Origin of the sequence: Nocardioides sp. LML1-1-1.1 (assembly GCF_040676175.1) — a bacterium.
Taxonomy (GTDB): Bacteria; Actinomycetota; Actinomycetes; order Propionibacteriales; family Nocardioidaceae; genus Nocardioides.
On the sequence record NZ_JBEGHK010000002.1, the window covers coordinates 716439 to 738431 of the forward strand.

Annotated in this window: 24 protein-coding genes and 1 pseudogene; 8 read left to right on the plus strand and 17 right to left on the minus strand. The window is 71.8% G+C overall.

Translation table 11 applies throughout. The features are described 5' to 3' along the window. Nucleotides 1-423 precede the first annotated feature (423 nt). The 11 genes and pseudogenes from MRBLML1_RS10245 to MRBLML1_RS10295 all read right to left on the minus strand — a co-directional run. A pseudogene (locus MRBLML1_RS10245) lies at nt 424-867 on the minus strand (ABC transporter ATP-binding protein); the annotation flags it as partial. A gap of 36 nt (nt 868-903) precedes the next feature. Beyond that, nucleotides 904-2001: a hypothetical protein gene (locus MRBLML1_RS10250; protein ID WP_364515151.1), complete on the minus strand. Its 1098-nt coding sequence runs from the start codon at nt 1999-2001 to the stop codon at nt 904-906. Nucleotides 2002-2287: 286 nt separating this feature from the next. Further along, nucleotides 2288-2905, minus strand: a complete 618-nt coding sequence (locus MRBLML1_RS10255) for a hypothetical protein (RefSeq protein ID WP_364515153.1) — start codon at nt 2903-2905, stop codon at nt 2288-2290. A gap of 9 nt (nt 2906-2914) precedes the next feature. Continuing rightward, entirely contained in the window at nt 2915-3532 is a 618-nt protein-coding gene (locus MRBLML1_RS10260) for a hypothetical protein (RefSeq protein WP_364515156.1), read from the minus strand. A 10-nt stretch (nt 3533-3542) separates the two neighbouring features. Next, the gene (locus tag MRBLML1_RS10265; protein WP_364515160.1) at nt 3543-4154 is read right to left on the minus strand and encodes a hypothetical protein; all 612 of its coding nucleotides are present in this window, start codon (nt 4152-4154) and stop codon (nt 3543-3545) included. Between the two features lie 19 nt (nt 4155-4173). Further along, nucleotides 4174-4845, minus strand: coding sequence for a hypothetical protein (locus MRBLML1_RS10270; RefSeq protein ID WP_364515162.1), 672 nt, complete (start codon nt 4843-4845; stop codon nt 4174-4176). A gap of 134 nt (nt 4846-4979) precedes the next feature. Next, nucleotides 4980-5621, minus strand: a complete 642-nt coding sequence (locus tag MRBLML1_RS10275) for a hypothetical protein (RefSeq protein WP_364515165.1) — start codon at nt 5619-5621, stop codon at nt 4980-4982. Then, on the minus strand, nt 5618-6694 hold the full coding sequence (locus MRBLML1_RS10280) for a hypothetical protein (protein WP_364515168.1): 1077 nt from the start codon (nt 6692-6694) through the stop codon (nt 5618-5620). Before MRBLML1_RS10280 ends, MRBLML1_RS10275 begins: the two co-directional genes overlap by 4 nt. A 170-nt stretch (nt 6695-6864) precedes the next feature. Further along, on the minus strand, nt 6865-7503 hold the full coding sequence (locus tag MRBLML1_RS10285) for a hypothetical protein (protein WP_364515170.1): 639 nt from the start codon (nt 7501-7503) through the stop codon (nt 6865-6867). Between the two features lie 74 nt (nt 7504-7577). Continuing rightward, entirely contained in the window at nt 7578-8324 is a 747-nt protein-coding gene (locus MRBLML1_RS10290; RefSeq protein ID WP_364515173.1) for a hypothetical protein, read from the minus strand. A gap of 162 nt (nt 8325-8486) precedes the next feature. After that, a complete protein-coding gene (locus MRBLML1_RS10295) occupies nt 8487-9614 on the minus strand; it encodes a helix-turn-helix domain-containing protein (protein WP_364515175.1) in 1128 nt (375 codons plus the stop codon). A 450-nt stretch (nt 9615-10064) separates the two neighbouring features. Between MRBLML1_RS10295 and MRBLML1_RS10300 the strand changes: the two genes are divergently transcribed. Together MRBLML1_RS10300 and MRBLML1_RS10305 are read left to right on the plus strand one after the other, a co-directional pair. After that, the gene (locus MRBLML1_RS10300) at nt 10065-11249 is read left to right on the plus strand and encodes a helix-turn-helix domain-containing protein (RefSeq protein ID WP_364515178.1); all 1185 of its coding nucleotides are present in this window, start codon (nt 10065-10067) and stop codon (nt 11247-11249) included. After that, entirely contained in the window at nt 11249-12247 is a 999-nt protein-coding gene (locus MRBLML1_RS10305; RefSeq protein WP_364515180.1) for an HAD family hydrolase, read from the plus strand. Before MRBLML1_RS10300 ends, MRBLML1_RS10305 begins: the two co-directional genes overlap by 1 nt. On the opposite strand, the gene MRBLML1_RS10310 is transcribed toward MRBLML1_RS10305, so the two are convergent. The 3 genes from MRBLML1_RS10310 to MRBLML1_RS10320 are packed head-to-tail and all read right to left on the minus strand — an operon-like array spanning nt 12222 to nt 15415. Next, nucleotides 12222-13103: an SCO6745 family protein gene (locus tag MRBLML1_RS10310; RefSeq protein WP_364515183.1), complete on the minus strand. Its 882-nt coding sequence runs from the start codon at nt 13101-13103 to the stop codon at nt 12222-12224. The genes MRBLML1_RS10305 and MRBLML1_RS10310 overlap by 26 nt on opposite strands. A 51-nt stretch (nt 13104-13154) precedes the next feature. Continuing rightward, nucleotides 13155-13706 carry a hemerythrin domain-containing protein gene (locus MRBLML1_RS10315; RefSeq protein ID WP_364515186.1) on the minus strand — a complete coding sequence of 184 codons (552 nt, stop codon included), beginning with the start codon at nt 13704-13706 and terminating at the stop codon, nt 13155-13157. Beyond that, on the minus strand, nt 13703-15415 hold the full coding sequence (locus MRBLML1_RS10320) for an FAD-dependent oxidoreductase (RefSeq protein ID WP_364515189.1): 1713 nt from the start codon (nt 15413-15415) through the stop codon (nt 13703-13705). Before MRBLML1_RS10320 ends, MRBLML1_RS10315 begins: the two co-directional genes overlap by 4 nt. A gap of 47 nt (nt 15416-15462) precedes the next feature. On the opposite strand from MRBLML1_RS10320, the gene MRBLML1_RS10325 reads away from it, so the two are divergent. Further along, a complete protein-coding gene (locus MRBLML1_RS10325; RefSeq protein ID WP_364515191.1) occupies nt 15463-15831 on the plus strand; it encodes a DUF427 domain-containing protein in 369 nt (122 codons plus the stop codon). 18 nt (nt 15832-15849) lie between these two features. Here the strand turns inward: MRBLML1_RS10325 and MRBLML1_RS10330 are convergent, their stop codons facing one another. Together MRBLML1_RS10330 and MRBLML1_RS10335 are read right to left on the minus strand one after the other, a co-directional pair. Further along, nucleotides 15850-17226 carry a GntP family permease gene (locus tag MRBLML1_RS10330; RefSeq protein WP_364515194.1) on the minus strand — a complete coding sequence of 459 codons (1377 nt, stop codon included), beginning with the start codon at nt 17224-17226 and terminating at the stop codon, nt 15850-15852. Between the two features lie 10 nt (nt 17227-17236). Continuing rightward, on the minus strand, nt 17237-17755 hold the full coding sequence (locus tag MRBLML1_RS10335; RefSeq protein ID WP_364515197.1) for a gluconokinase: 519 nt from the start codon (nt 17753-17755) through the stop codon (nt 17237-17239). Between the two features lie 98 nt (nt 17756-17853). On the opposite strand from MRBLML1_RS10335, the gene MRBLML1_RS10340 reads away from it, so the two are divergent. The 5 genes from MRBLML1_RS10340 (at nt 17854) to MRBLML1_RS10360 (ending at nt 21586) form a co-directional block, all read left to right on the plus strand. Further along, nucleotides 17854-18558, plus strand: coding sequence for a FadR/GntR family transcriptional regulator (locus MRBLML1_RS10340; protein WP_364515200.1), 705 nt, complete (start codon nt 17854-17856; stop codon nt 18556-18558). 2 nt (nt 18559-18560) lie between these two features. Then, nucleotides 18561-19178 carry a hypothetical protein gene (locus tag MRBLML1_RS10345; RefSeq protein ID WP_364515203.1) on the plus strand — a complete coding sequence of 206 codons (618 nt, stop codon included), beginning with the start codon at nt 18561-18563 and terminating at the stop codon, nt 19176-19178. 93 nt (nt 19179-19271) lie between these two features. Next, nucleotides 19272-20360 (plus strand): ABC transporter permease, encoded by a 1089-nt coding sequence (locus tag MRBLML1_RS10350; RefSeq protein WP_364515206.1) that lies wholly within the window; start codon nt 19272-19274, stop codon nt 20358-20360. 3 nt (nt 20361-20363) lie between these two features. Next, a complete protein-coding gene (locus MRBLML1_RS10355) occupies nt 20364-20759 on the plus strand; it encodes a DUF2237 family protein (RefSeq protein ID WP_364515209.1) in 396 nt (131 codons plus the stop codon). A 41-nt stretch (nt 20760-20800) separates the two neighbouring features. After that, complete coding sequence (locus MRBLML1_RS10360) at nt 20801-21586, plus strand: cutinase family protein (protein WP_364515212.1); 786 nt, start codon at nt 20801-20803, stop codon at nt 21584-21586. 9 nt (nt 21587-21595) lie between these two features. On the opposite strand, the gene MRBLML1_RS10365 is transcribed toward MRBLML1_RS10360, so the two are convergent. Next, entirely contained in the window at nt 21596-21979 is a 384-nt protein-coding gene (locus MRBLML1_RS10365) for a MarR family winged helix-turn-helix transcriptional regulator (protein ID WP_364515215.1), read from the minus strand. Nucleotides 21980-21993: the final 14 nt, after the last annotated feature.

The window sequence follows — 21993 nt, forward strand, 5'->3', positions numbered from 1 at the left end:
CAGGACCTCGATCGCACGGGCGCCCGCGCGCACCATCGTCGGCGCGCCGACGGCGTCGACCGGGTAGCCGTAGTCGTCGAGCACCGGGGCGTTGCTGGAGTGGTCGACCTCCTCGCTCATCCCGATCGGGCCGACCGGGTCTCCGGCCATGAACTGCGAGACCACCGGGTGGTCGGTGAGCAGGAACTGCTCACGCGGGCCGTACATCACCAGCTGGCGGCGGTAGAGCATGCCGAGGTTGTCGGGCAGCGTGCGCGCCAGCTCGATGTTGTGCGTGACCACGAGCATGGTGGCGTCGGTCTGCGCGTTGACGTCGAGCAGCAGCTGGGCGAGGTTGGCCGTGCGGACCGGGTCGAGGCCGGAGTCCGGCTCGTCGCACAGGATGATCTCGGGCTCGGTCACCAGCGAGCGGGCCAGGCCGGCACGCTTGCGCATGCCGCCGGAGATCTCACCGGGCAGCTTGTGCTCCTGGCCCAGCAGACCGACCATGTCGAGCTTCTGCATGGTGATCTCGCGGACCTCGGTCTCGCCCTTCTTGGTGTGCGCGCGCAGCGGGAAGGCGACGTTGTCGTAGACGCTCATCGAGCCGAAGAGCGCGCCGTCCTGGAAGAGCACGCCGAACTTCTTGCGCAGCTCGAGACGGTGCGACTCCTTCGCGGTCACCATGTCGACGCCGTTGACCAGGCAGCTGCCGGACTCCGGGCGCAGCAGTCCCATCAGGGACTTGAGGAAGACCGACTTGCCGGTGCCGGAGGGCCCGAGCAGCGCGGTGATCTCACCGGGGGGCAACGTCAGGGTGACGTCGCTCCAGATGTTCTGGGAGCCGAAGCTCTTGGTGAGTCCGGTGACCTCAACGGTGCCGCCCATGGCGGACCTCCTGCCTCTCGCTGGTGCTGCACATGCTCATGGGTTCTCGGCCGCCGTGGGGGCAGGCGTGCCGCTGGGGGTGGCCGTCGCACTGGTCGCGTCCGTCGGGCTCGCGCTCGGCGAGGCCGTGTCGGTGGGAGTGGGGGTCCCGCTCGGGGTGGTGGTGGGGCTCGCACCGGGCGTGCCGCTCGTCGTACCACTCGGCGAGGGGTGGGGGCTCGTCCCGCCGGCGGTCGCAGATGCCGCCGGCGGGACGAGAGTCGGTCGTCCACCGGGAGGGGTGACGAAGGAGGGCGTCGCGCTCGCGCCCAGCACCGGCCGCGCCGCGCAGCGGCACAGGTCGGGCAGGACCGGGAGCGGCCCGATGACGGTGGGGGGCGGCGGCACCTGCGCGGCCTGGCGCTCGTAGCGCGTGGCCAGCGCGAGCACGGTGGGCACGAAGCCCGGCGCCCGGTGGTAGGACGTCAGCGCGCTCCGCAGCGCCGCCGGCTTCGTCAGGTCGCCCTTCGCGCACAGCAGCACGGCCGCCGCGAGGGCCGCGTCGTCGATGTCGTGCGGGTTGCGCCGGCCGTCGGAGTCCGCGTCGACCGCGACCGCGCGCCACGTGCTCGGCAGCAGGGCCATCGGGCCCACCGGCGCGTCCCAGGTCGGGTTGCCGTCGACCTTGCCGAGGTCGGTGTCCGGCAGCTCGCCGCGCCCGCCCTTGCCGTCGAGCGGCGCGAGCAGCGCCGGTCCGCGGTTGTGGTTGGACTCCACGCGGCCGATCGCCGCCAGCGTCGTCCACCGGATCCCGCAGGTCGAGGCGCTCGACATGATCGTCGCCGCGCGCTGGTAGGCCGCCACCACCGCCACCGGGGTGGAGCCGAGCGACCCCGGGAAGTCGCTCGGTCCCCCGACCCGCTGGCGTCGTACGGTCACCGTGGGGTCGGCCGCCACCACCGGCACGGCGGCCGTGGTGAGCGGTGCGGCTGCCGAGGTCTCCTCGGTCCGCTCCGGCGTGGGAGGGGTGGTGTCGGACGCCGCCAGGTTCATCACCTGCACTGCTCCTCCGATCGTCCCGGCCGCCGCGAGCGTCACGCCCGCCAGCACCGTGGCGACGTGGCGCCGACGGACCGACCTTCCTCCCCGAGACATGGCCCTCCCTCCCCGTGACTACGGTCACATGACTCCGGGCACAGTCAATGCCGGACGCGCTGTCGCGGCTAGTGGTCAACGGCAATTCATCCGATGCCCACACGGATGTTGTGATGCGGGTGACAACTTTTGGGGGCTGCTCCTTTGCTTTCCCCGGTGCGGCCCGGGCTGCCGAGGTGGGGGTCGGGGGCGTTGTCAGCCGGGTGACAAGGAGCGCCTCGCGTCGTCCCCGGGGAAGGGTGGAGCCGCCGGCCCCGACGGGACCGGCGGCTCCGATTCATGGGGGTCAGGAGAGGGACAGCGGCGTGCTGCCCGAGGGTGGGACGTTGGTGAAGTAGCCGCTCAGCACGACCTGGTCACCGGGCTGGAAGTCGAGGTTCACGCAGAACGACCCGGTGGCCGAGGTGACGGCCATGGTCGACGCCGACGTCGTCGGGGTGAAGCGTTGGGTGCTGGTGTCGAAGGATCCGGGGACCGAGCCCGTGAACCTCAGGTCGCACGCCGCCCCCACGATCCTCATGCTCACGCCGCTGAGCCGAGCCGGCCAGGTGGTGCCGGTCGCCGGCCCCGTGACGTCCAAGGTCCAGGCCGGGTCGACCGTGATCGTGACGTGCCCCATGACCGGGTTGGTGCAGGCAGAGGTCAGCGCCCCCAGGTCGAGCGCCGCACTCCCGAAGGCACGCGCCGTGCCCGCCTGGTCGACCTGGCCGGCGACGTCGAACTGCGTGCAGTGGTACTGCTGCCCGGCGGGCACGTCGGTGATGTCGATGCTCGTGCCCACCAGGCGCACCGACGGACCACCCGCCGGTGTGTACGTCGTGCCAGCGCGGGCATCGACGGCGGCCGTCGCCACCAGCCCCAGCGCGAGCGCGGTCGTGGCGAGCAGGCGGGTGATCCGTCGCATGTCAGCTCCTCAGGACAGCGACAGCGCCGTGCTGCCGGTCGGCGGGACGTTGGTGAAGTAGCCACCGAAGGACATCTGGTCACCGACCTGGAAGTCGAGGGGCACACAGAAGCCCCCGGCGACAGCGGTCAGCACGAGGGTCGACGCCGCCGGCGTCGGCGTGAAGCGCTGAGTAGCGGTGTCGAGCGTGCCCGGCACCGTGCCGGAGAAGGTCAGGTCGCAGCCCACCCCCACCATTCGGATCCTCACCCCGCTCAACCTGGCTGGCCAGGCGGTGCCGTTGGCGGGACCGGTGACATCCACCGTCCACCCCGGATCGACCGTCGAGGTCAGGTTCCCGACGATCGGATGGACGCACTGGGACGTCAGCGCTCCGAGGTCGGCTGCCGCCGTCCCGTGGGAACGAACCGCTCCCGGATCGATGACCCGTCCCGCGACGTCGTACTGGCTGCAGGCGATCGTCTGACCCGCGGGGACATCGGTGATGGTGACGATGCTGCCGACGAGTCGGACCGATGGGCCACCTGCCGCCGTGTACGTCGTACCGGCGCGGGCCTCGACGGCGGCCGTTGCCACCAGCCCCAGCGCGAGCGCCGTCGTGGCGAGCAGGCGGGTGATGCGTCGCATCGTCAGCTACTCAGGACAGCGACAGCGCGGTGCTGCCGGTCGGCGGGACGTTGGTGAGGTAGCCCCCGAACTCGGTGGTGTCGCCCGGGGAGATGCCGAGGCTTGCGCAGCCCGAGCCGGTCACCGCGGTCGGCGTGATCGTCGAGCTCGTCGGCATGAAGCGCTGGGTCGAGGTGTCGAAGACACCGCCCAGGTCACCGGCCATGTCCACCTGGCAGCCATCGGCGTTCCAGTCGAGCTCGACGCCGGTGAACCGCACGGGCCACGCGGTCCCGGTGGCAAGACCGGTGACCTCGAAGGACCACGTGCCGCTGGTGAACGTGAGGCTGGCGCCGGAGTCGGTGGTGCAGCCGCTGGAGAGCGAGGCGATCGAGCCGGCGGGTGCGCCGACCGGGCGCGCCGTCCCGGGGTCGGTGAGCGTGCCGGACGGGTGGAAGTCTGTGCAGTTGATGGCCTGCCCGGCCTCGAACCAGATCGCGACGTTCGTGCCGACGAGGTTCAGGCTCGGCCCACCCGACGGGGTGTACGTCGTGCTCGCTTGGGCTTCGGAGGGGCCTGCAGAGACGAGTCCGGCGACGAGGGCCGCCGTTGCCGCCAGCCGGGCCGTGGGATGCAACGTCATGATGTGCTCCTCGGAGATCTCAGGGGTTGGCGATGGTGAGGCCAGTGCTCGGGCTCGGCGGGACGTTGGCGAAGGTCCCGGTGAGTCCGACGGTGTCGCCAGCCTGGACGTCCACCGTCACGCACATCGAGCCGGTCGGTGGCGCCGGAGTGTCCGAGATCATCAACCCGACGGCGACTCCCTCACCAGGGGGCCGGGGGTTGCCGAGCGGGGTGAACACCCCGGTCACCGGATCGAGCTTCCCGTTGATGAAGCCGCTGATGTAGAAGTCGCAGTTCGCCCAGTGCACCGCCCAGCGGACGTTGTTGATGCGGGCTGGCCACTGACCCCCGGCAGTGCGGTCGCCCGTGATCGCGAAGCCGGGGGTGGTGAGGGCCGTGAACGTCGTCGGCCCCATGATCCCGTTGGTGCACCCGGTCGTGGTGAGGGCGCCCAGGCTGGCCGCGTTGCTGCCGTAGGCTCGGCTGATCCCGGGACTGGCCACGGAACCGCCGAGGGAGAAGCCCTTGCAGTCGATCCACTGCGCGGACTCGATGAGCTCGAGGTAGGCACCCGCGCTGGGGGGCTGTGTGCTTGACCGCTTGACGCTGGCGACGAAGCTCACGGCCGGACCACCCGTCGGGGTGTAGGTCGTCGCGGCGACCGCCTCGGTGGTCACGCTCGCCAGCAGGAGCGCGGCCGCAACCGTCACGATCCTCAGGAGGGCACGGCGGCTGCGGAGACCTCGACGACGAATCTGCAACATGTCCGGCTACTCCTTGCTTGTGTTCTCACTTCGGATGAGGTGCCTGAGCGGTACGAAGGAGCAGGCGACCGTGACCGAGCTCAGGGGTTGGCGATCGACAGGTTGGTGCTGCCTGCGGGCGGCGTGCTCAGGAAGGACCCACTGAGCGCGACCGTGTCACCCGCCTGGAAGTCGAAGGTCACGCAGAACGAGCCTGTCGGCGGTGCCGGCGTGCTGGCGATCGTGAGCCCGACGGCGCCCGTGTTCGGCAAGAACGAGTGCGCCGCGGGGTCGAACCTGCCGTTGATGACGCCGCTGATGTACAAGTCGCAGTTGGGCCAGTGGACGGCCCACACGACGTTCTTCATCCGGGCCGGCCACGTACCGCCGGTGGAGTCACCCACGACGGCGAAGGTGGGGGTCGTCAGCGCGGTGACCGCCGTCGGCCCCAGGATGTGGTGGTTGCAGCCGGTCGTGCCGAACGAGCCCAGCGAGACACCGTCGGCACCGTAGGCCCTGCTGGTGCCGGGGCTCAGCACCGAGCCGCCCAACGACATCTTGGTGCAGGTGATCGTCTGCTCAGGCTCGACGAGCGTGATGCTCAGCCCGGTCGCCGCGAAGCTGGCGGCCGGCCCACCCGTCGGGGTGTACGTCGTGGCCGCCGTGGCAGGCGGCATCGCTGTCGCGAGCAGGAGCGCCGTGGCGACGAGGAGAACACCGACGGCCTGGGTGAAGATCTTCATCGGCTCGCGGTGTCGCCATCCGGCAACGGCGGGCGAGGAAGGAGCGGCGGGGCGGGAAGCGGGCAGTGGATGCCGTCGTTCTGGCACTTCTCCATGTTCGCGAGGTCGAGTCCGCCTTCGTGAGGGATGATCGACTTCTGGTTCACGACCACCGGGTTGTTGGGCCCGGACGCCATGGCTGTCACCAGGGGACTGAGATCGTCACCGTTGCTCCCGCACCCCACGAACCGGGGAATGTCGATCCCTGACGATGCGTGCACGACCAAGCCTCGGTCAGTCCCGTAGTACGGCGAGTCCAAGGGCGCACGCGCGGCGATGTGGACGCCCTCGCGCGCCTCGATCGTTCCCCCACCGCCCGCGGTGTAGCCATCGGTCGTCGGCCCGTCGGTGCCCCACATCTGAAGCTGCGCCGGCCGCACCGTCCGGCATGATTTCCCCAGGTTCACCGGGACGCCGTCGACGCGCAGGTCGCTGAGGGTGACCTCCACCTCTCCTACCAAGAGGTTGTGATCCCGTGCCGTGAACGACGGGTCACAGCCGGCCCTGGTCACCACCCAGTTGTGCGCGCGGATCGGGCGTACCTTGCCGCCGGCCCGCGCCAGCCGCAGCGTCATGACAACCGACGCCGGGATGGAGCCGAAGGCGACGAGGTTCACCCGGGTCGTCGCCAGGCGGCCCACATCGATCCCTCCACCCTTGAGCCTCACGTAGGGGTAAAGGTGGCTCTGAAGATAGAACCCGCGCTCCTGCGTCTCCTGGTCATCCGTTGCGCACGACGGTTGTACGAAGGGATCGGAGATGCAGGGCCGTCCTCGGGCGCACAGCGCGGCGTAGGTCGTCGGGTTGTCGACCGGGGTGTTGTAGAGGTTGGTGTAGAACACGCCCCAGATCGGCTCCGGGTTGCCGATGGTGATGTAGGTCTTCGAGCGCCGAACGACCGTGCCCTGCGAAGCGGTGACGATGCCCTGCGCGAGGCTGAACGGTGTTGATGGCAAGTCTTCAGATCCAGGCACGGGGTCTCCCGGCGCGCTGCTGCTGGGCATCGAGAGCAGCGCGATGACGACGGCCACCATGGACGTGACGACAGCGACCCGCCTCATCGGCGTGGCGTTGCGCAGGTGTCGTGATCGCATGGGGACGGGTGACCTCCGAGTCGGCTGGAGAGAGACGTTAGTGCAGGAGGACCGCCACAGCCGGCGGCACGGACCCCGAGGTCCGTGCCGCCGGCGCGACGGTCAAACGATCACGGGTTGGTGATCGCCACGGCGGTGCCGGTGTTGGTCCAGCTGCCGCCGACCGCGACGTTGTCGCCCGGCTGCAGGTCGAGCGTGACGCACATCGAGCCGCTCGGAGCACCCGCGCCGCTGTTGATGGTCAGGCCCGACGCACCCGAGTTCGGCGTGAACTTCTGGGTGGCCGTGTCGAACTTGCCGTTGACGACACCGGAGGCGGTGAAGGTGCAGTTCACGGCGCTGACGTTGGCGACGACGTTCTTCAGGCGGGCCGGCCACACGGTGCCGGTCTTGTCACCGGTGATGGCGACGGTCCAGGTGCCCGACGGGGTGACCGTGGTGGCACCGGCGATCGGGTTCGTGCAGCCGCTGGAGGTGAGCGTGCCGAGCGAGCCCGCGTCGGCGCCGTAGGCCCGGCTGGTGCCCGAGCTGGTGACGGAGCCGCTGAGGTTGAACGTGGAACAGGTCAGCGTCTGGCCGGCCTCGATGTCGGTGAAGCTGACGCTGGAGCCGACGAAGTTGGCCGAGCCACCCGTGGGGGTGTACGTCGTCGCGGCCTGCGCGCCGGTCGCCGTCATCGCGAGGATGGCAGCCGAGGCGGCACCCGTCGCCACGAGGCCACCGGTCAGACGGTTGATGCGCTTGTTCATTCGAATCTCCTTCATGGGGGTTGGGGTGTTGCGGGTTGAGGTGAGAGCAGTTCGGTGAGACCGGGTGGGCCTCGTCACGGCTGGCGCGGGTTGCTGAGCGTCAGCGACAGGGTGTTGTCGCTGCCCGGCACCAGGGCGTTGATCGGGATCGAGCCGAAGGTGGGGAAGAAACCGGGGATGTCGAAGAAGTTCAGCGGCGTGCAGCCGGTGAAGTTGCCGATCGTGTAGGTGTCCTTCAGCGTGCCGCCGCCGTTGATGGTGAAGTAGCCGGTCGGCGGGGTGGTGCTGTTGTCGATCACGCTGTCGGCGTTGATCGTGACCGGGTTGACGGTGTGGCAGTTGCTGCCGACGGCCAGCGGCCACCAGACGCCGAACACGCGGGCCTCGACGTTGCTGAGCTTGATGTCGTACTTGACCTGCGACTTGAGGTCGAGCGCCTGGCGCGGCGAGGGCAGCTTGGTGAGCGTGCCGGTGATCTTGCCGACCTGGGTCATGGTGACCTTGGCCCGGGCCGGGATGCCGAGGATGTCGAAGTTCATCGTCTGCGGCGGGATCACCATGGTGCCGTCGATGATCGGCGTCGGCACCGGGGCGATCGTGTCGATGGTGACCGAGATCGTGGTGGGGCCGATTGCCATGTCGGCGTCGACCTGGTTGCCGACGTGGGTGGTGCCCACGGCGTCGTACACGACGGTGAGGTGGTTCGGGTCGGGGTCGACCGCGTTGGCGGCCGGCTGCACGGCGGCGGCAGAACCGGCGACGAGCGCGAAGGCGCTCAGCACCAGCGCGGACCTCCGGCGCGTCTTGGAAAGGATGTTCACAGTGCCTCCTGGGGGTGAAGACGGATGGCGTCGTGGCGTGAACCGCGACTGTCCCGAGCCGTCGTGTTGTGATCACCGCCACCGTGGAAGCGAGCGACTTCCAGGGTCAACGGAAGAGCCGGGCGGGGGCCCGAAATCCGGACGTCCGTCCGGAGAACAAGGTCAGGAGCGGGCCGCACGAGCAGCCACCTCCTCGCGCCAGCCCGGAAGGCTGGCGTGCAGGGCGACGACGATCGCGGCGTGCGCGGCGGGCTCGTCGAGCGCCTCTCCGAGCAGCTGCTTGCCGACGCGCAGCCGGTCGTGCGCGGTCTGCCGCGCGACGTGGTGGCGCTGGGCGATCACCGACAGCGGCTCACGTGACTCCAGCCAGGTCAGCAGCACCTCGCCGACCTCGACCCGGCGGGTGGGGCGCAGGTCGCGCAGCGCGGCGAGGTACTTGTCCACCAGCAGCTCGGTCAGCGCGGGGCGCCCGGCCAGCAGCAGCTCCCCGGCGACGTCCGCGCACGACGTCAGCGGTACGTCGACCGCGATGATCCCCGCCCGCACGGAGGCCGCCGCCTGGCGGCACAGCGCCAGCGCGTCCCCGACGTCGTACGCCGGCCGGGAGGGCCCGCTGATCGCACGCTCCTCCGGCAGGACCGTCAGCTCGGGCAGCCGCGCGGTGGGCACCAGCGCGATCCGTCCGGTCCCGTCGACGAGGGCGTCGGGCAGGTCGGCGACCGCACGGGCGGCGCTGCCGTCGACCCAGACCACCGGCGTGTAGCGGGTCTCGGCGTCGACCCCGCCGAGCGCGAGCAGCTCCTCGGGGACGGACTCGGAGGCGAAGAGGGCCCGGGCGACCATGTCCCGGCGGGCCTTCGGGGCCAGCGCCATCATGGTGTGCGCCTGGCGGTGGCCGGCGAGCGCGGCGTGGTGGACCTGGTGGAGGAACTGGCGCAGGCGACATCGGATCGCGTCGCGCTGCTCCGCCGGCCGGACCCGGGCGATGACCGGGTCGGCGAGCCGGGCGCGGTCCTCGACGACCCGTTGCAGGTCGGAGCTGAGCTGTCCTGCGCTGTGGCCGCGCACCGCGGCCCGGCGGCCCAGCCGCATCAGGGTCGGGCCGGCCTGCCGGGCGGCGTCCTCCGAGCGCCCCTCGGCGGCCACGAAGGCGCGGGTCGCGACGAGCACGGAGTGGGCGACGGCGGGCGGGAGCACGGCGGCAGCGTCGAGGTCGCGGCACAGCTCGGCGACCAGGGCGTCGCCGTCAGCGACTCCTGCCCACCCGCGGATCGCGCTCACGAGCACCACGACCTCCCCTCCCTGGCGACCGATAGTGACGGCCGCCACATGAGGACCTCACACCGTGACGACGTGTCGCAAGAGCCTTCGGCGAGGCGTGATCAAAACCGGTGCTGCCTTGTCAGCCGGGTGACAACGCCGTCACAAAGGGCCCGAGACCCGCGAGGGCGGGTCCGGGCCGACGGGCGCACGGGCCTGCCGAGAGGCCGGTACTTATCACCTGGGTGACAAATTTCCCCGTTGTTCCCGCTCCGGAGGTATGTTCCACCTCACACCGGTGTGCCGGTGAGGGGAGGGATTCACGATGCACGTGGGACACGTGGGCATCACATTCACGACGAGCTCGAGGCGGTGAACCGGACGCAGCGAGGTGGGCGCGCCAGCGACGAGGCAGGACAGGACGACATGAAGGGGGCACCGGCGCCAGCGCGGGTGTCCTTACCGGGCTCTGCCCAGTGGATGATCAGCAGCCTCGAGAGCGAGGTCCGGCCGGTCGCCGAACGGGTCAGCGAGCAGGTGCGGACTGCCGTGCCGGAGCTCGACGCGCCCGGAGACGGTCGTCTGCGCCAGCTCGTCTTCACCGCGATCCACAACGCGATGCACCTGTTCGTCGACGAGGCGCTGGGCCGCGAGGTCTCCTACATGCCCGTGGAGGACATGTTCCGCAAGGTCGGCTACCGCGTCGGCGTGCGCGGTCGCGACCAGGAGCTGATCGACCAGGGCATGACGGTCGCCGTCGCCGCGCTCTCCAACGAGCTCGGTGCGCGGGCCGCGGAGAACGAGCTCTCGGCGGGCGCGCTCAACGCGATCAACGAGGCGGTCGCCGCCTTCGTCGGCCACCTCACCCGGCAGATCGGCGTCGGTTACCGGGCCGGCGCGGAGGCGCGCAGCACCGACACCGGCCTGGCCCGGGCCCGGTTGATCACCGCGCTGCTCACCGGTGGACCGGACGACGAGATCGAGAACCAGGCCGCCATCGCGGGCTGGGAGGTGCCGGACTCGGTCACCGTGATCGCGGTCGAGACCCGCACCGACGAGACCCTGACGGCCGAGGCGCTCGGCCCCGAGGCGCTGACCCGGCCCGGTCGCGAGCCGCAGCCGGTGGTGTGTGCCACCGCGGACGCCGACGACGTCGTGGCGGCGATCCGCGCCGCCGTGCCGAAGACCCGGATCGCGGTCTGCTGGCCGGTCCCGCGGGCAGACGCGCCCGTCGCGTGGACGTGGGCCAACCGGGCACTGGACCTGGTCACCGCGAAGGTGATCCCGGCCCGGCCGGTCATCGACTGCGTGCGCTTCCGGACCGAGATCTGGCTGCACGCGGAGCCGGTGCTGCGCCGCCAGCTCGCCCAGGAGCTGCTCCAGCCGCTCTTCGGCGAGACGGAGAACTCGCGGGAGATCCTGTCCGAGACGCTGCTCGTCTGGCTGGAGACCCGCGACAGCGCACCGGCCATCGCGGCACGGCTCGGCGTGCACCCGCAGACCGTGCGGTACCGGTGGAAACGGATCAACGAGCTGTTCGGGGAGTCGTTGCACGACCCGGACTTCGTCATCCAGCTCACCCTGCTGCTCAAGGCCAGCGTCCCGCTGTGGATCGCCGGCGACCAGAGCGACTTCCAGCGCTACCGAGAGCAGGAGGCTGGTTGATGTCGCTGGAGACCGTCGTCTGCGTGCTCATCGCCGCGCTCCCGGCACTCTTCGCCTACGCGACGCCGCTCTCCTTGTGGTTCGCCCGCGCCCGCGCGCGGGCGGCGGGGATCTTCCTCGACGACCGTGGGGCACTCGCGGTCGGCCCGCGGGTCGACACCGTCCTGCTCGACCGGTGGGGCACCGTCACCACCGGCCAGCTGCGGGTCGTCAACGTCGAGCCGGTCGAGCCCGACCACGAGCGCAACCTGCGGTGGTTCGCCGGCGCGCTCGGCCACGCCGCCGACGACCCCGTCAGCCGCGCCATCGCGCGACTCTCCGCCCGCGGCAAGCTCAGCCAGGTGCAGCAGCACGCCGGCGGCGGCATCAGCGGATCGGTCGACCGCCACCCGGTCCGGGTCGGACGCCCGGACTGGCTCGGCATGGCCGCCCGTGACGACGTCGGCGTGACCGTCGGGGTCCAGGTCGACTCCCGGCCCATCGGCTACATCACCGTCGCCGACGACGTCCGCCCCTCCGCCGCCGACGGCGTACGACGGCTGCGCTCCGACGGCGTGGAGCCGGTCCTCGTCTCGGAGGACACCGAGCGCAACACCCGCCAGCTCGCGGAGACCTGCGGCATCGAGCAGTGGCACGCCGACGCCGCACCCGACGCGCGCGAGCGACTCGTCTCCGACTACCGCGGCCGGGGCCGGGTCGTCGCCGTGGCCGGCCCCGTGAGCAGCACCTCCGCCGACCTCACGTTCGCCGAGACGAGGCCCGAGTCCGCGCAGGTGCGGGCCATCCGGCTCGCCGACCTCGACGTCGGCCGGGTCGCGACCGCGCTCAGCCTGCTGCGCGCCGCGGCCACGCGGGCGACCCGGAGTCGTCGTACCGGGCTGGTGCTGGGGGTGCTCGGGATCGGCCTGGCGGCAGCCAACCTGCTGCCGCTGCCGGCCGCCGCGGGCTACCTGCTGGTGGCCTGCGCGCTGGTCACGCTGGTGGCGGCGCGGGGCTGACCTTCGTCAGGTCGAGCCCCATCGGCGACTGTGCCGGGATCTCCCCCGCGGCGACCACCGCGGCCGCGAGCGGGCGCAGCAGCGCGACCAGCTCGGCGACCTCGTCGTCGGTGAGCGCGTCGAGCGCGGGGGCGGCGAGCTCGTCCGTCTGCTCCTCCACCGTGCGCTTGAGGGTGCGGCCGGTCGTGGTCAGCGCGTCGGAGGTATCGACGAGGCCGCGGGAGCGGAAGCCGTCGAGCACCGAGGTCCACTCCTCGGCGGTGAAGCTGCGGGCGGTCTCGTAGACCGCGACGGGCGTGCCGGTGGCGAGGGCGTGCAGCACGTGCGCCTCGCGGCCGCCGACGCCGGCGACGGTCAGCGCGGCGACGTGGCCGTCGCCCCGGTGCTCACGCAGCAAGGTGACCGCGTGCCAGAGCCGGGCGAGCGGTGCGTCGGGGACGGGCAGGGCGCGGTTGGCGGCGTACAGCGCGCGGCCCTCCAGCGGCGCGGTGGTGCCGGCGCGGGCGGCGAGGTCGGCGGCGCGCGAGACGTCGGCGTCGCCGAGCACCCGGGCCAGGGTCGCGACGGACCCGGTCAGCCGCGCCTCCAGCGCCGCCGCGGGCGTGGCGAAGGACCAGGCGTCCGGCAGCGCCCGGGCCACCTGCGCGAAGGCGAAGTTGTGGAACAGGGCGTGCACCAGCTCGGGCGACGCGGCGCCGAGAGGTGCGGCGCGACCAGCGAAGTAGCCCATCCAGAAGCCGCGGCAGCCCGCGGACCTCAGGGCCGCGAGCGGCTCCGGTGAGAAGTACGTGACCGCGTGGAGCGGTTCGGCGAGGGTCCAGACCTCACGGGCCGCCGCGGCTCGGGGATGCGCCATGCACCGGGTCTACTCCCCCGTCGTACCCGCGTCCACCCGATGAGGTGGAGGTCACTCCTCCTCGTCGAGCAGGCCCTCCGCCTCGGCCTCGGCGACGACGCGCCGGACGTTCTCGATCGCGCCGCAGCCCTCGTCGATCAGCTCGTTGCGACGTGCCGCCCACTTGGCGCCGAGGTCGAAGCGGACCTTGATCGAGGTCTCGGTCCGCGCCGGCTCGAGGATGCTCAGCTCCTCCTCCGCGATGTGGTGGGCGATGAGGTTGCTGAGCTTCTCCGCCGCGTCGGTGAACGCCTGGGTGTCGGTGCCCTTCAGCTCGAGCAGGTCGAGCAGCGCCTGGTTGCCCTCGGCGTGCTCCTCCTTGCCGTGCTCGACGTCGTGGGCGTCGACGTCCTCGGCCGTACGACGCAGCACCGGGTAGACGAGCTCCTCCTCCGCCTCCCCGTGGGCGATCAGCACGTCGGCGAACGCACGGCGCACGTTGTCGCGGTCGGCCGTCGCGAGCCGCAGCTGCGACAGCAGGTGCTCGAAGCGGCGGTGGTCCTCGGTGATGAGGTCGATGACATCGCCGGAGGTGGGGCGGCCCAGGTCGATTCCCGTCGTCATGTCGCGGCTGGTACCCGCAGCCCCTCCAGGTAACCGTGGACCAGGGACACCGCGGACGCGCCCTCTCCGCTGGCCGCCGCCACCCGCTTCATCGAGCCCGAGCGGATGTCGCCTGCGGCGAAGATGCCGGGCACGCAGGTGGCGAGGTTCTCCGGCGGCAGGCCGTCGATCCAGCACTCCGTCGGCACGTCGCGCCCGGTCAGCACGAAGCCGTGCTCGTCGCGCAGCACGTCCTCGCCGAGCCAGTCGCAGTGCGGCGCGGCGCCGATCAGCAGGAACAGCCCGCCGGCGAGCACCCGCTCCTCCTCGCGGGTGCGTACGTCGCACAGCTGCAGCCAGCCGAGCTGGCCGCCCTCGTCGGCACCGCCGTCGACGATCTCGGTGCACGGGCGCACGGTGATCCGCGGGTTCCAAGAGATCTCGTCGATGAGGTACGTCGACATGGTCGCCGCCAGGTCCTCGCGCCGGATCAGGATCGTGACCGAGCGCGCGAAGCGGGCCAGGTGCACGGCCGCCTGGCCGGCGGAGTTGCCGCCGCCGACGACGTAGACGTCGCGGTCCTCCATCTCGCGCGCGGCGGTCATCGCGGCGCCGTAGTTGACGCCCGCGCCGACCAGGTCCTCCAGCGCCTGGACGCCGAGCCGGCGGTAGGCGACGCCGGAGGCGACCAGCACGGACCGGGCGTGCACCTCGCCGCCGTCGGTGACCAGCACGTGCGGCGCTCCTCCCGTCCCGGGGCGCAGCTCGACGACCGGCCAGCCGGTGAAGAAGCGTGCGCCGAAGCGGATGGCCTGGGTCCGCGCGCGCTGCCCCAGGCGCATGCCGGAGATGCCGCGCGGGAAGCCCAGGTAGTTGCGGATCATCGAGCTGGTGCCGGCCTGCCCGCCGATCACCTCGGACTCCAGCACCACGGTGCTCAGCCCCTCGGACGCGCCGTAGACCGCCGCGGCGAGGCCGGCCGGCCCCGCGCCCACGACCGCCAGGTCGACCACGGTGTCGACGTCGACGTCGGAGGGCCGGCCGTACATCAGCGCGGACAGCTCGCGCACCGACGTCGGCGCGATGATCGGCCGGTCCGCGAACGGCTTGGAGGTCAGGTGCACCAACGGGTACGACGCGGCGCCCCCGACCCGCTCGGCGTGCAGGGCCAGCGCCTCCTCCCCCTGGGGCGAGTCCGGCGCATAGGTGCGGTGCGGGAAGCCGATCCGGTCCAGGAAGTCGCGCACGGCGAGCGAGAGCGGCGTGGCGCCAGGTGTGATGATCCGGACGGTGTCGATCACGGACGCGGCGACCGTGGCGCCCCAGTCGCTGAGCAGCTCGACCACGGCGTAGTGGAACTCCTCGTCGCGCCGCCCCTGCGGCAGCACCAGGTAGGTGTCGAACTTGCCCTTGGCCAGGTAGGGCCGCAGGGCGGCGGTCTCCTCGGCGAACCGGCTGATCGGGATCGCCACGATCCGGCGCGCGGTGGGCACCAGGGTGCGCCAGTCGTGCATGGCGAGCAGCACGTTCTCGTCGGGCAGCTGGGAGTCGGTGACGATCATCGCGACCGGCTGGCCCACCGTGCGCGCCTGCTTGAGGATCGCGGTCGCCGCGGCGGCACTGGTGGCCGTGCGGACGTCGTAGTCGTGCTCGTAGCGGCGGAACTGGTCGGTGAGGGTGGCGATCTCGTCGGCGGAGACCAGCAGGATCACGGGCGCCGGGGCGTTCATGACGGCAAGTCTGGCACCGCCTTCCCCACCCGCGTAGCGTGAAAACCATGGCCCGTCCCCACCTGACCCCCGGCCGCACGCACCCCATCACCATCACGCCGTACGACGGCCGGGTCACCGTCCGGCTCGGCGACCGGGTGCTGGCCGTCACCGAGCGGGCCCTGGAGCTGCGCGAGGCGTCGTACCCGCCGGTCCTCTACGTGCCGCGCGAGGATGCCGATGCCGAGGCGTTCACGGCGAGCACGAAGCAGACCTACTGCCCCTACAAGGGGGACGCGTCGTACCCCGCGATCCGGGGCGAGGACGGCGAGGTGACCGGCGCGGTGTGGACCTACGAGGATCCCTACGACGCCGTGGCGCCGATCGCCGGGCACCTCGCGTTCTACCCCGACAAGGTGACGATCGACGTCGCCTGAGCCGGGCTGACCCGCGGGTCAGATCACCAGGTTCAGCGCCATCACGAAGACCAGGCCGGTCACCGAGAGCAGCGTCTCCATCGCCGACCAGGTCTTGAGGGTCTGCCCGACGCTCATCCCGAAGTACTCCTTCACCAGCCAGAAGCCGGCGTCGTTGACGTGGGAGAAGAAGACCGAGCCGGCGCCGATGGCGAGCACCATCAAGGAGACCTCGCCGCTGGAGAGCTGCTCGGTGAGCGGGGCGAGCAGGCCGGCGGCGGTCACGGTCGCGACCGTCGCGGAGCCGGTGGCGAGGCGGATCAGCACCGCGACGAACCACGCGAGCAGCAGCACCGAGACGTTCGAGTCGGCGACCCGCTCGGCGACGATGGTGCCGATCCCGGTGTCGACGAGGGACTGCTTGAAGCCACCGCCGGCGGCGACGATGAGCAGGATGCCGGCGACGCCGGGCAGCGAGGACTCCAGGGACTTCGCGACACCGTCGCGGCCCAGGCCGTGGCCGAGGGTGAACATGCCGACCACGACGGCGATCAGCAGCGCGATCAGCGGGGTGCCGAGGACGTCGAGGGTACGGCGCAGCGGGTCGCCCGCGTCGTCGATGAAGATGTCGGCCAGCGCCTTGCCCATCATCAGCACCACCGGCAGCAGCACGGAGGCGAGGGTGATCGCGAAGGAGGGCCGGCGGGAGAACTCCTCGTCGCCGGCGACCTCGAAGCGCTCGGGGACCGGCACGTCGACGTAGCGCCCGACGAGGCCGAAGACCGGGCCGGCGATGATGACGGTGGGGATCGCGACGGCGACGCCGAGCGCGAGCGTGGTGCCGAGGTCGGCGTGCAGGTAGTCGATCGCGGTGAGCGGGCCCGGGTGCGGCGGGACCAGGCCGTGCATGGCCGAGAGGCCCGCCAGGGCGGGGATGCCGATGGTGACCAGGGACTGCCCGGAGCGGCGCGCGACGAGGTAGATCACCGGCATCAGCAGCACGAGGCCGATCTCGAAGAACATCGGCAGGCCGATGATCGCGCCGACGACGGCCATCGCCCACGGCAGCATCCGCGGCGACGCGGCGCCGATGATGGTGTCGACGATCTGGTCGGCGCCGCCGCTGTCGGCGAGCAGCTTGCCGAACATGGCGCCGAGCGCGATCAGGATGCCCACACCGGCGGCGGTGGTGCCGAAGCCGGTGGTGTAGCTGGTGAGCGCGGTCTCCATGCTGACGCCGGCCGTGACGCCGACGGTCAGCGCGCCGGCGGTCAGGGCGAGGAAGGGGTGCAGCCGGGCGCCGATGATGAGCGCGACGATGACGCCGATGCCGAGCAGGGCGGCGAGGACCAGGCGGCCCTCGGAGGCGACCGGCTCGACGAGGTCGGTACCGGCGAGGACGAGCTGTGCGGACATGACGGGCTCCTCAGGCGTGGAGGTCGACGTACTGCTGGACGAGGGCGTCGACCGACTGGTCGACGTCGAGGACGACACCGGCCTCGTCCTCGGCGAGCGGCTCGAGCGTGGCGAACTGCGAGTCGAGCAGCGAGGCGGGCATGAAGTGGCCGGGGCGGCTGGCCTGACGGCGGGCGATCACCTCGCGGGTGCCGTGCAGGTGGATGAAGAAGGCACGCGGCGCGTGCGCGCGGATCCGGTCGCGGTAGGCGTGCTTGAGCGCCGAGCAGCTGATCACGCCACCTCGCACCTCCTGGCCCGCGAGCCACTCCCCGATCGCCTCCAGCCAGGGCCGGCGGTCCTCGTCGTCGAGCGGGTGGCCGGCCGACATCTTGGCGATGTTGGCCGGCGGGTGGAAGTCGTCGGCGTCGGCGAAGGGGACGCCGAGGCGCTGCGCGAGCGCGGCGCCCACGGTCGACTTGCCCGAGCCCGACACGCCCATGACGACGAGCAGGGGCCCGGCCCCGTCGTACGGCATCGTGCTGCTCATGGATCCTCCTGCTGCTGTGGTGGCCATCACCGTCTGCAACCATTAATCTGCTTTTAACAAGCCTTTCTCTCGATAAATCTGATCTTTGGAGGTACGACGTGCCCCGCACCGCGCTCCACGACGACGTCCTCGAGGCGCTCGGCCGGCGGATCGTCGACGGTGCGCTCGCGGCCGGCGCGGTGCTGACGCTCGACGCGATCGACACCGAGCACGACGTCAGCCGCTCGGTCTCGCGCGAGGCCGTGCGGGTGCTGGAGTCGATGGGCATGGTCACCTCGCGGCGCCGGGTCGGGGTGACCGTGCAGCCGCGCACCTCCTGGCACGTCTTCGACCCGCGGCTGATCCGCTGGCGCCTCGACTCCGGCGACCGCGCGGCCCAGCTGCGCTCGCTCGGCGAGCTGCGCAGCGGCTTCGAGCCGGTCGCCGCCGGCCTGGCCGCCGGGCGCGCGACGCCCGAGCAGTGCGCGGCCCTGACCGCCGCCGTCAACGACATGGTCGTGCACGCCCGCTCCGGCGACCTGGAGTCCTTCCTCGCCGCCGACGTCGTCTTCCACCGGGTGCTGCTGGAGGCGTCCGGCAACGAGATGCTCGCCGCGCTCGACGAGGTCGTCGCCGAGGTGCTGGCCGGGCGCACCCACCACGACCTGATGCCGGCCCACCCCAAGCAGGAGGCCGTCGACCTGCACGTGGAGGTCGCCCGCGCCGTACGCTCCGGCGATGCCGGCGCCGCGCGTGCCGCGATGGGCGCGATCATCGCGGAGGCGACCGATGCGGTCGCGGAGGACTCGACTACGCTCGGTTGACGATGGACAGCACGCCTGAGCTCAGCCCCCTGATCGACCGGCTCCAGGGCGAGGAGTACGACGTCACCGAGCCCCTCCCCGGGGTCCTCCACGTCCGCGGCCGCTTCTCCAACCCGGAGCGGATCGCGCTGCGCGCCGCCGCCGACGCCGGCGACCACGCCGTCGCGGTCTGGGCGACCAGCCACCACGACGACTGGGCGCTGGTGGTGTGGGACCGGCCCGAGCTGGTGACGATCACCCAGAAGGGCGCCACCCCCCAGCGCTGGCGGCACCGCACGCTCCCGGCCACCCTGCGCCCGGACGCGCAGACCTTCCTCGAGGGCGCCTCCTCCCCCTTCGACAAGGTCACCCGCCCCAAGCACCAGCCCACGGACGCCGCCCGCGCGCTGCTCACCGCGTTCGGCATCGAGGACCCGCCGCCGCCCGGCTGGGTGCCGCCCGTCGTCGAGGCGCCGGTCGTGCGCGAGTCGACCGTGCCAGTCGCCAAGGCCAAGCGGGTCGCCGCACCGCGCGCACCCAAGGCCCCCGCCAAGCCCGCGAAGCCGGAGCCGGTCGTCGCGGTCTGTCCGACGTGCTTCATGGCGCTGCCCGCGACGGGTGTGTGCGACAACTGCGGCTGAGCGTGGATCCACCGATCACCCGGTGGATCCTGTGACGCGAGTGACGCGCACGCCGACCCGCCTCCGGACGGCGTCCGGTGGGATGCTGAGCCCATGAGCGACTCCACCTCCGCTCCCCTCGGGATGCGCACGCTGTCGAGGCTGGGCCTCGCGATCGCCCTGGCCGGCGCCCTCATCCAGCTGGTGCTGGCGGTCTACTACCTCGCGATGGCGCACTCCCCCTCCCCGCACGACCTCCCGGTCGGCGTCGTCGGCAACGCCGAGCAGCAGGCCCAGGCCCAGCAGCTGGAGGAGGACGGCGAGTTCCAGGTCGAGTCGTACGACGACGCGGCCGCCCTCCAGCAGGCGATCCGCGAGCGCAAGGCCTACGGCGGCGTCGCGTTCGAGGGCAACACCCCGACCCTGTACGTCGCCTCGGCGGCCTCGCCGTCGGTGGCCAACCTGTTCAAGGCGGAGTACACGAAGGTCTACCAGCAGCAGGTGCAGCAGCAGGTCCAGCAGCTCACCGCGGCGAAGCAGCCGGTCCCGGTGGCGACGCTGGCGGCGCTCACCACCCCGCCGCCGGTCACCGACGTCGTACCGCTGCCGAAGGACGACAGCGCCGGCAGCTCGCTGGGCTTCGTGATCCAGGCGCTGTGCCTGGGCGGGTCGATCGCGTCGCTGGCGCTGGGCCGGCTGCGCGGGCTGACCGAGCGCTCGGCCCTGCGGGGCCTCGGGCACGCCGCGCTGCTCGTGGTCTACGCGATCGGCTCCTCGGCAGTGGCCCTGCTGGCGATGGCGCTCTTCGGTGTCGGCGACGGCGCGGACCACTTCACGCTGTTCTGGGGGCTGGCGCTGATCTCGCTCGCGGTCACGGCCTCGACGGCGGCGTTCGTGGCGCTGATCGGCCCGGCGGGATCGCTGATCGGCGGCCTGTACTTCACTGTCGGCCTGATCATCTCCGGCTCCTCGATCGCACCCGAGATGCTGCCGAAGGTGGGGCACGCGATCGGCCAGCTGCTGCCGCCCGGCGCGGGCGCGACGGTGGCCCGGGACGCGATGTACTTCCCCGACGCGAAGACCGCCGGCGCCTTCGTCGTGCTGGGCCTGTACGCCGTCGTCGGCCTCGCCGTCGTCCTGCTCGTCAACGCGGCCGCCAACCGGACCCGCTCCGCCCACGCCCTGCTCCGCGACGAGGCCTGAGCCGTGGCCGAGCGCAACGTCCTCGGGGACGCGCTGCAGCCCTGCGGCACCGACCCGATGACGGGCTTCCACCGTGACGGCACCTGCACGTGCGGGCCTCAGGACGTCGGGCTGCACGCGGTCTGCGCGGTGATGACCGAGGAGTTCCTCGCCCACCAGCGCTCGGTCGGCAACGACCTGTCCACCCCGCGCCCGGAGTGGGCCTTCCCCGGGCTGCACCCGGGTGACCGGTGGTGCGTGGTGGCGGCGCGCTGGTTGCAGTCGTACGCCGAGGGAGCGGCCGCTCCGGTCGTGCTGGCCTCGACCAACGAGCGGGCCCTGGAGCTGATCCCGCTGGAGCTGCTGCAGGAGCACTCGGTCGACGTACCGGACGACCCGGGCGGGCTCACCTCTGGCTGAAAAGCCAGCGCCGGCACCGGTTCGTCCCTACAGTCGCGTCCATGACGCGCTCCGTCCGCCTGCTCGCCGTGACCCTCGCCGCACTCCTGGCCGTCGCTCTCGCGCCCGCCTCGCCCGCGCACGCCGGCCTGACGAAGGCCTCCCGGGCCTGCACCTCGCTCGTCGTGGTGGGCCTGCGCGGCTCCGGCGAGGCCGCGGACTCCGGCTCGATCCGCTACTTCGGCCAGCCCGCGTCGAAGGCCGCGAAGAACATGGTGTCGCGGATCAAGCGCAGCGGGACCTACCGCTACGCCGGCATCCCCTACGACGCCAAGCGGGTCAACCCGGTGACCTACGGCGCCAGCGTCGCGGACGGCGTGAAGCTGCTGACCGGCGTGCTGCGCTCGATCAAGAAGAGCTGCGGGACCGGGACCAAGTTCGCACTGATCGGCTACAGCCAGGGCGCGCAGGTCGTGCGCGAGTCGGTGGCGAAGCTGGAGCAGCCGGTGCGCGCGCAGATCGTCGCCGTCGGCCTGATCGGCGACCCGAAGCGACGTGGCTACGACCAGCGGCCCGCCGAGATCGGCTACAACGAGAACTTCGACCGGGGCACGCTCGCCGGCAGCGGCAAGCTCGGCGCCGGGCGCACCTTCGAGGGCCTGCTCAAGGCCACCAAGGTCGCGAGCTTCTGCGTGAAGGGCGACTGGATCTGCAACGACACCGTCGGCACCACCTGGGGCCAGGGCTGGGCCACCGACTGGCACACCGGCTTCTACAACTGGGACAGCTCGGCACGCACGATCGGCTTCGGTCTCTACACGCGCCTGGTCAACAACGGCTTCCGCTGAGCCGCGAGCTCACTCGTCCCAGGTGCCTTCGAGCACCGCGCGGTGCGTGGGCAGCGCGGCGTCGTAGACCTGCCGGCCCTGGGGCGTCAGGCAGACGAACACGCTGCGCCGGTCGCTCTCGCACGCGGAGCGCTCGACGAGCCCGTCCTTCTCCAGCCGAGTGATCGCGCGGGAGAGCGCGCTCTGGCTGAGGTGGATGTCGCCGGCGAGCTCGGCCATGCGGTACTTGCCGCAGTTGGCGTCGACGATCCGGTCGAGGGTCTCGAACTCGCTCAGCCCGATCCCGTGCTCGTCCTGCAGCGCCTTCTCCAGTGCGCAGCTGACGACGGCGTGCCGGTCCAGCAGCTGGCGCCACTCGGCGACCAGCGGGGTGGAGACGGGAGCCTTGGACACGCTCGCATCCTAGC

Coding starts and splice junctions, on each gene's coding strand:
- MRBLML1_RS10250 (WP_364515151.1), bottom strand. CDS start 2,001: ATGTCTCGGGGAGGAAGGTCGGTCCGTCGGCGCCACGTCGCCACGGTG.
- MRBLML1_RS10255 (WP_364515153.1), bottom strand. CDS start 2,905: ATGCGACGGATCACCCGCCTGCTCGCCACGACCGCGCTCGCGCTGGGG.
- MRBLML1_RS10260 (WP_364515156.1), bottom strand. CDS start 3,532: ATGCGACGCATCACCCGCCTGCTCGCCACGACGGCGCTCGCGCTGGGG.
- MRBLML1_RS10265 (WP_364515160.1), bottom strand. CDS start 4,154: ATGACGTTGCATCCCACGGCCCGGCTGGCGGCAACGGCGGCCCTCGTC.
- MRBLML1_RS10275 (WP_364515165.1), bottom strand. CDS start 5,621: ATGAAGATCTTCACCCAGGCCGTCGGTGTTCTCCTCGTCGCCACGGCG.
- MRBLML1_RS10280 (WP_364515168.1), bottom strand. CDS start 6,694: ATGGTGGCCGTCGTCATCGCGCTGCTCTCGATGCCCAGCAGCAGCGCG.
- MRBLML1_RS10285 (WP_364515170.1), bottom strand. CDS start 7,503: ATGAACAAGCGCATCAACCGTCTGACCGGTGGCCTCGTGGCGACGGGT.
- MRBLML1_RS10300 (WP_364515178.1), top strand. CDS start 10,065: ATGATCAGCAGCCTCGAGAGCGAGGTCCGGCCGGTCGCCGAACGGGTC.
- MRBLML1_RS10305 (WP_364515180.1), top strand. CDS start 11,249: ATGTCGCTGGAGACCGTCGTCTGCGTGCTCATCGCCGCGCTCCCGGCA.
- MRBLML1_RS10310 (WP_364515183.1), bottom strand. CDS start 13,103: ATGGCGCATCCCCGAGCCGCGGCGGCCCGTGAGGTCTGGACCCTCGCC.
- MRBLML1_RS10315 (WP_364515186.1), bottom strand. CDS start 13,706: ATGACGACGGGAATCGACCTGGGCCGCCCCACCTCCGGCGATGTCATC.
- MRBLML1_RS10320 (WP_364515189.1), bottom strand. CDS start 15,415: ATGAACGCCCCGGCGCCCGTGATCCTGCTGGTCTCCGCCGACGAGATC.
- MRBLML1_RS10325 (WP_364515191.1), top strand. CDS start 15,463: ATGGCCCGTCCCCACCTGACCCCCGGCCGCACGCACCCCATCACCATC.
- MRBLML1_RS10330 (WP_364515194.1), bottom strand. CDS start 17,226: ATGTCCGCACAGCTCGTCCTCGCCGGTACCGACCTCGTCGAGCCGGTC.
- MRBLML1_RS10335 (WP_364515197.1), bottom strand. CDS start 17,755: ATGAGCAGCACGATGCCGTACGACGGGGCCGGGCCCCTGCTCGTCGTC.
- MRBLML1_RS10345 (WP_364515203.1), top strand. CDS start 18,561: ATGGACAGCACGCCTGAGCTCAGCCCCCTGATCGACCGGCTCCAGGGC.
- MRBLML1_RS10350 (WP_364515206.1), top strand. CDS start 19,272: ATGAGCGACTCCACCTCCGCTCCCCTCGGGATGCGCACGCTGTCGAGG.
- MRBLML1_RS10360 (WP_364515212.1), top strand. CDS start 20,801: ATGACGCGCTCCGTCCGCCTGCTCGCCGTGACCCTCGCCGCACTCCTG.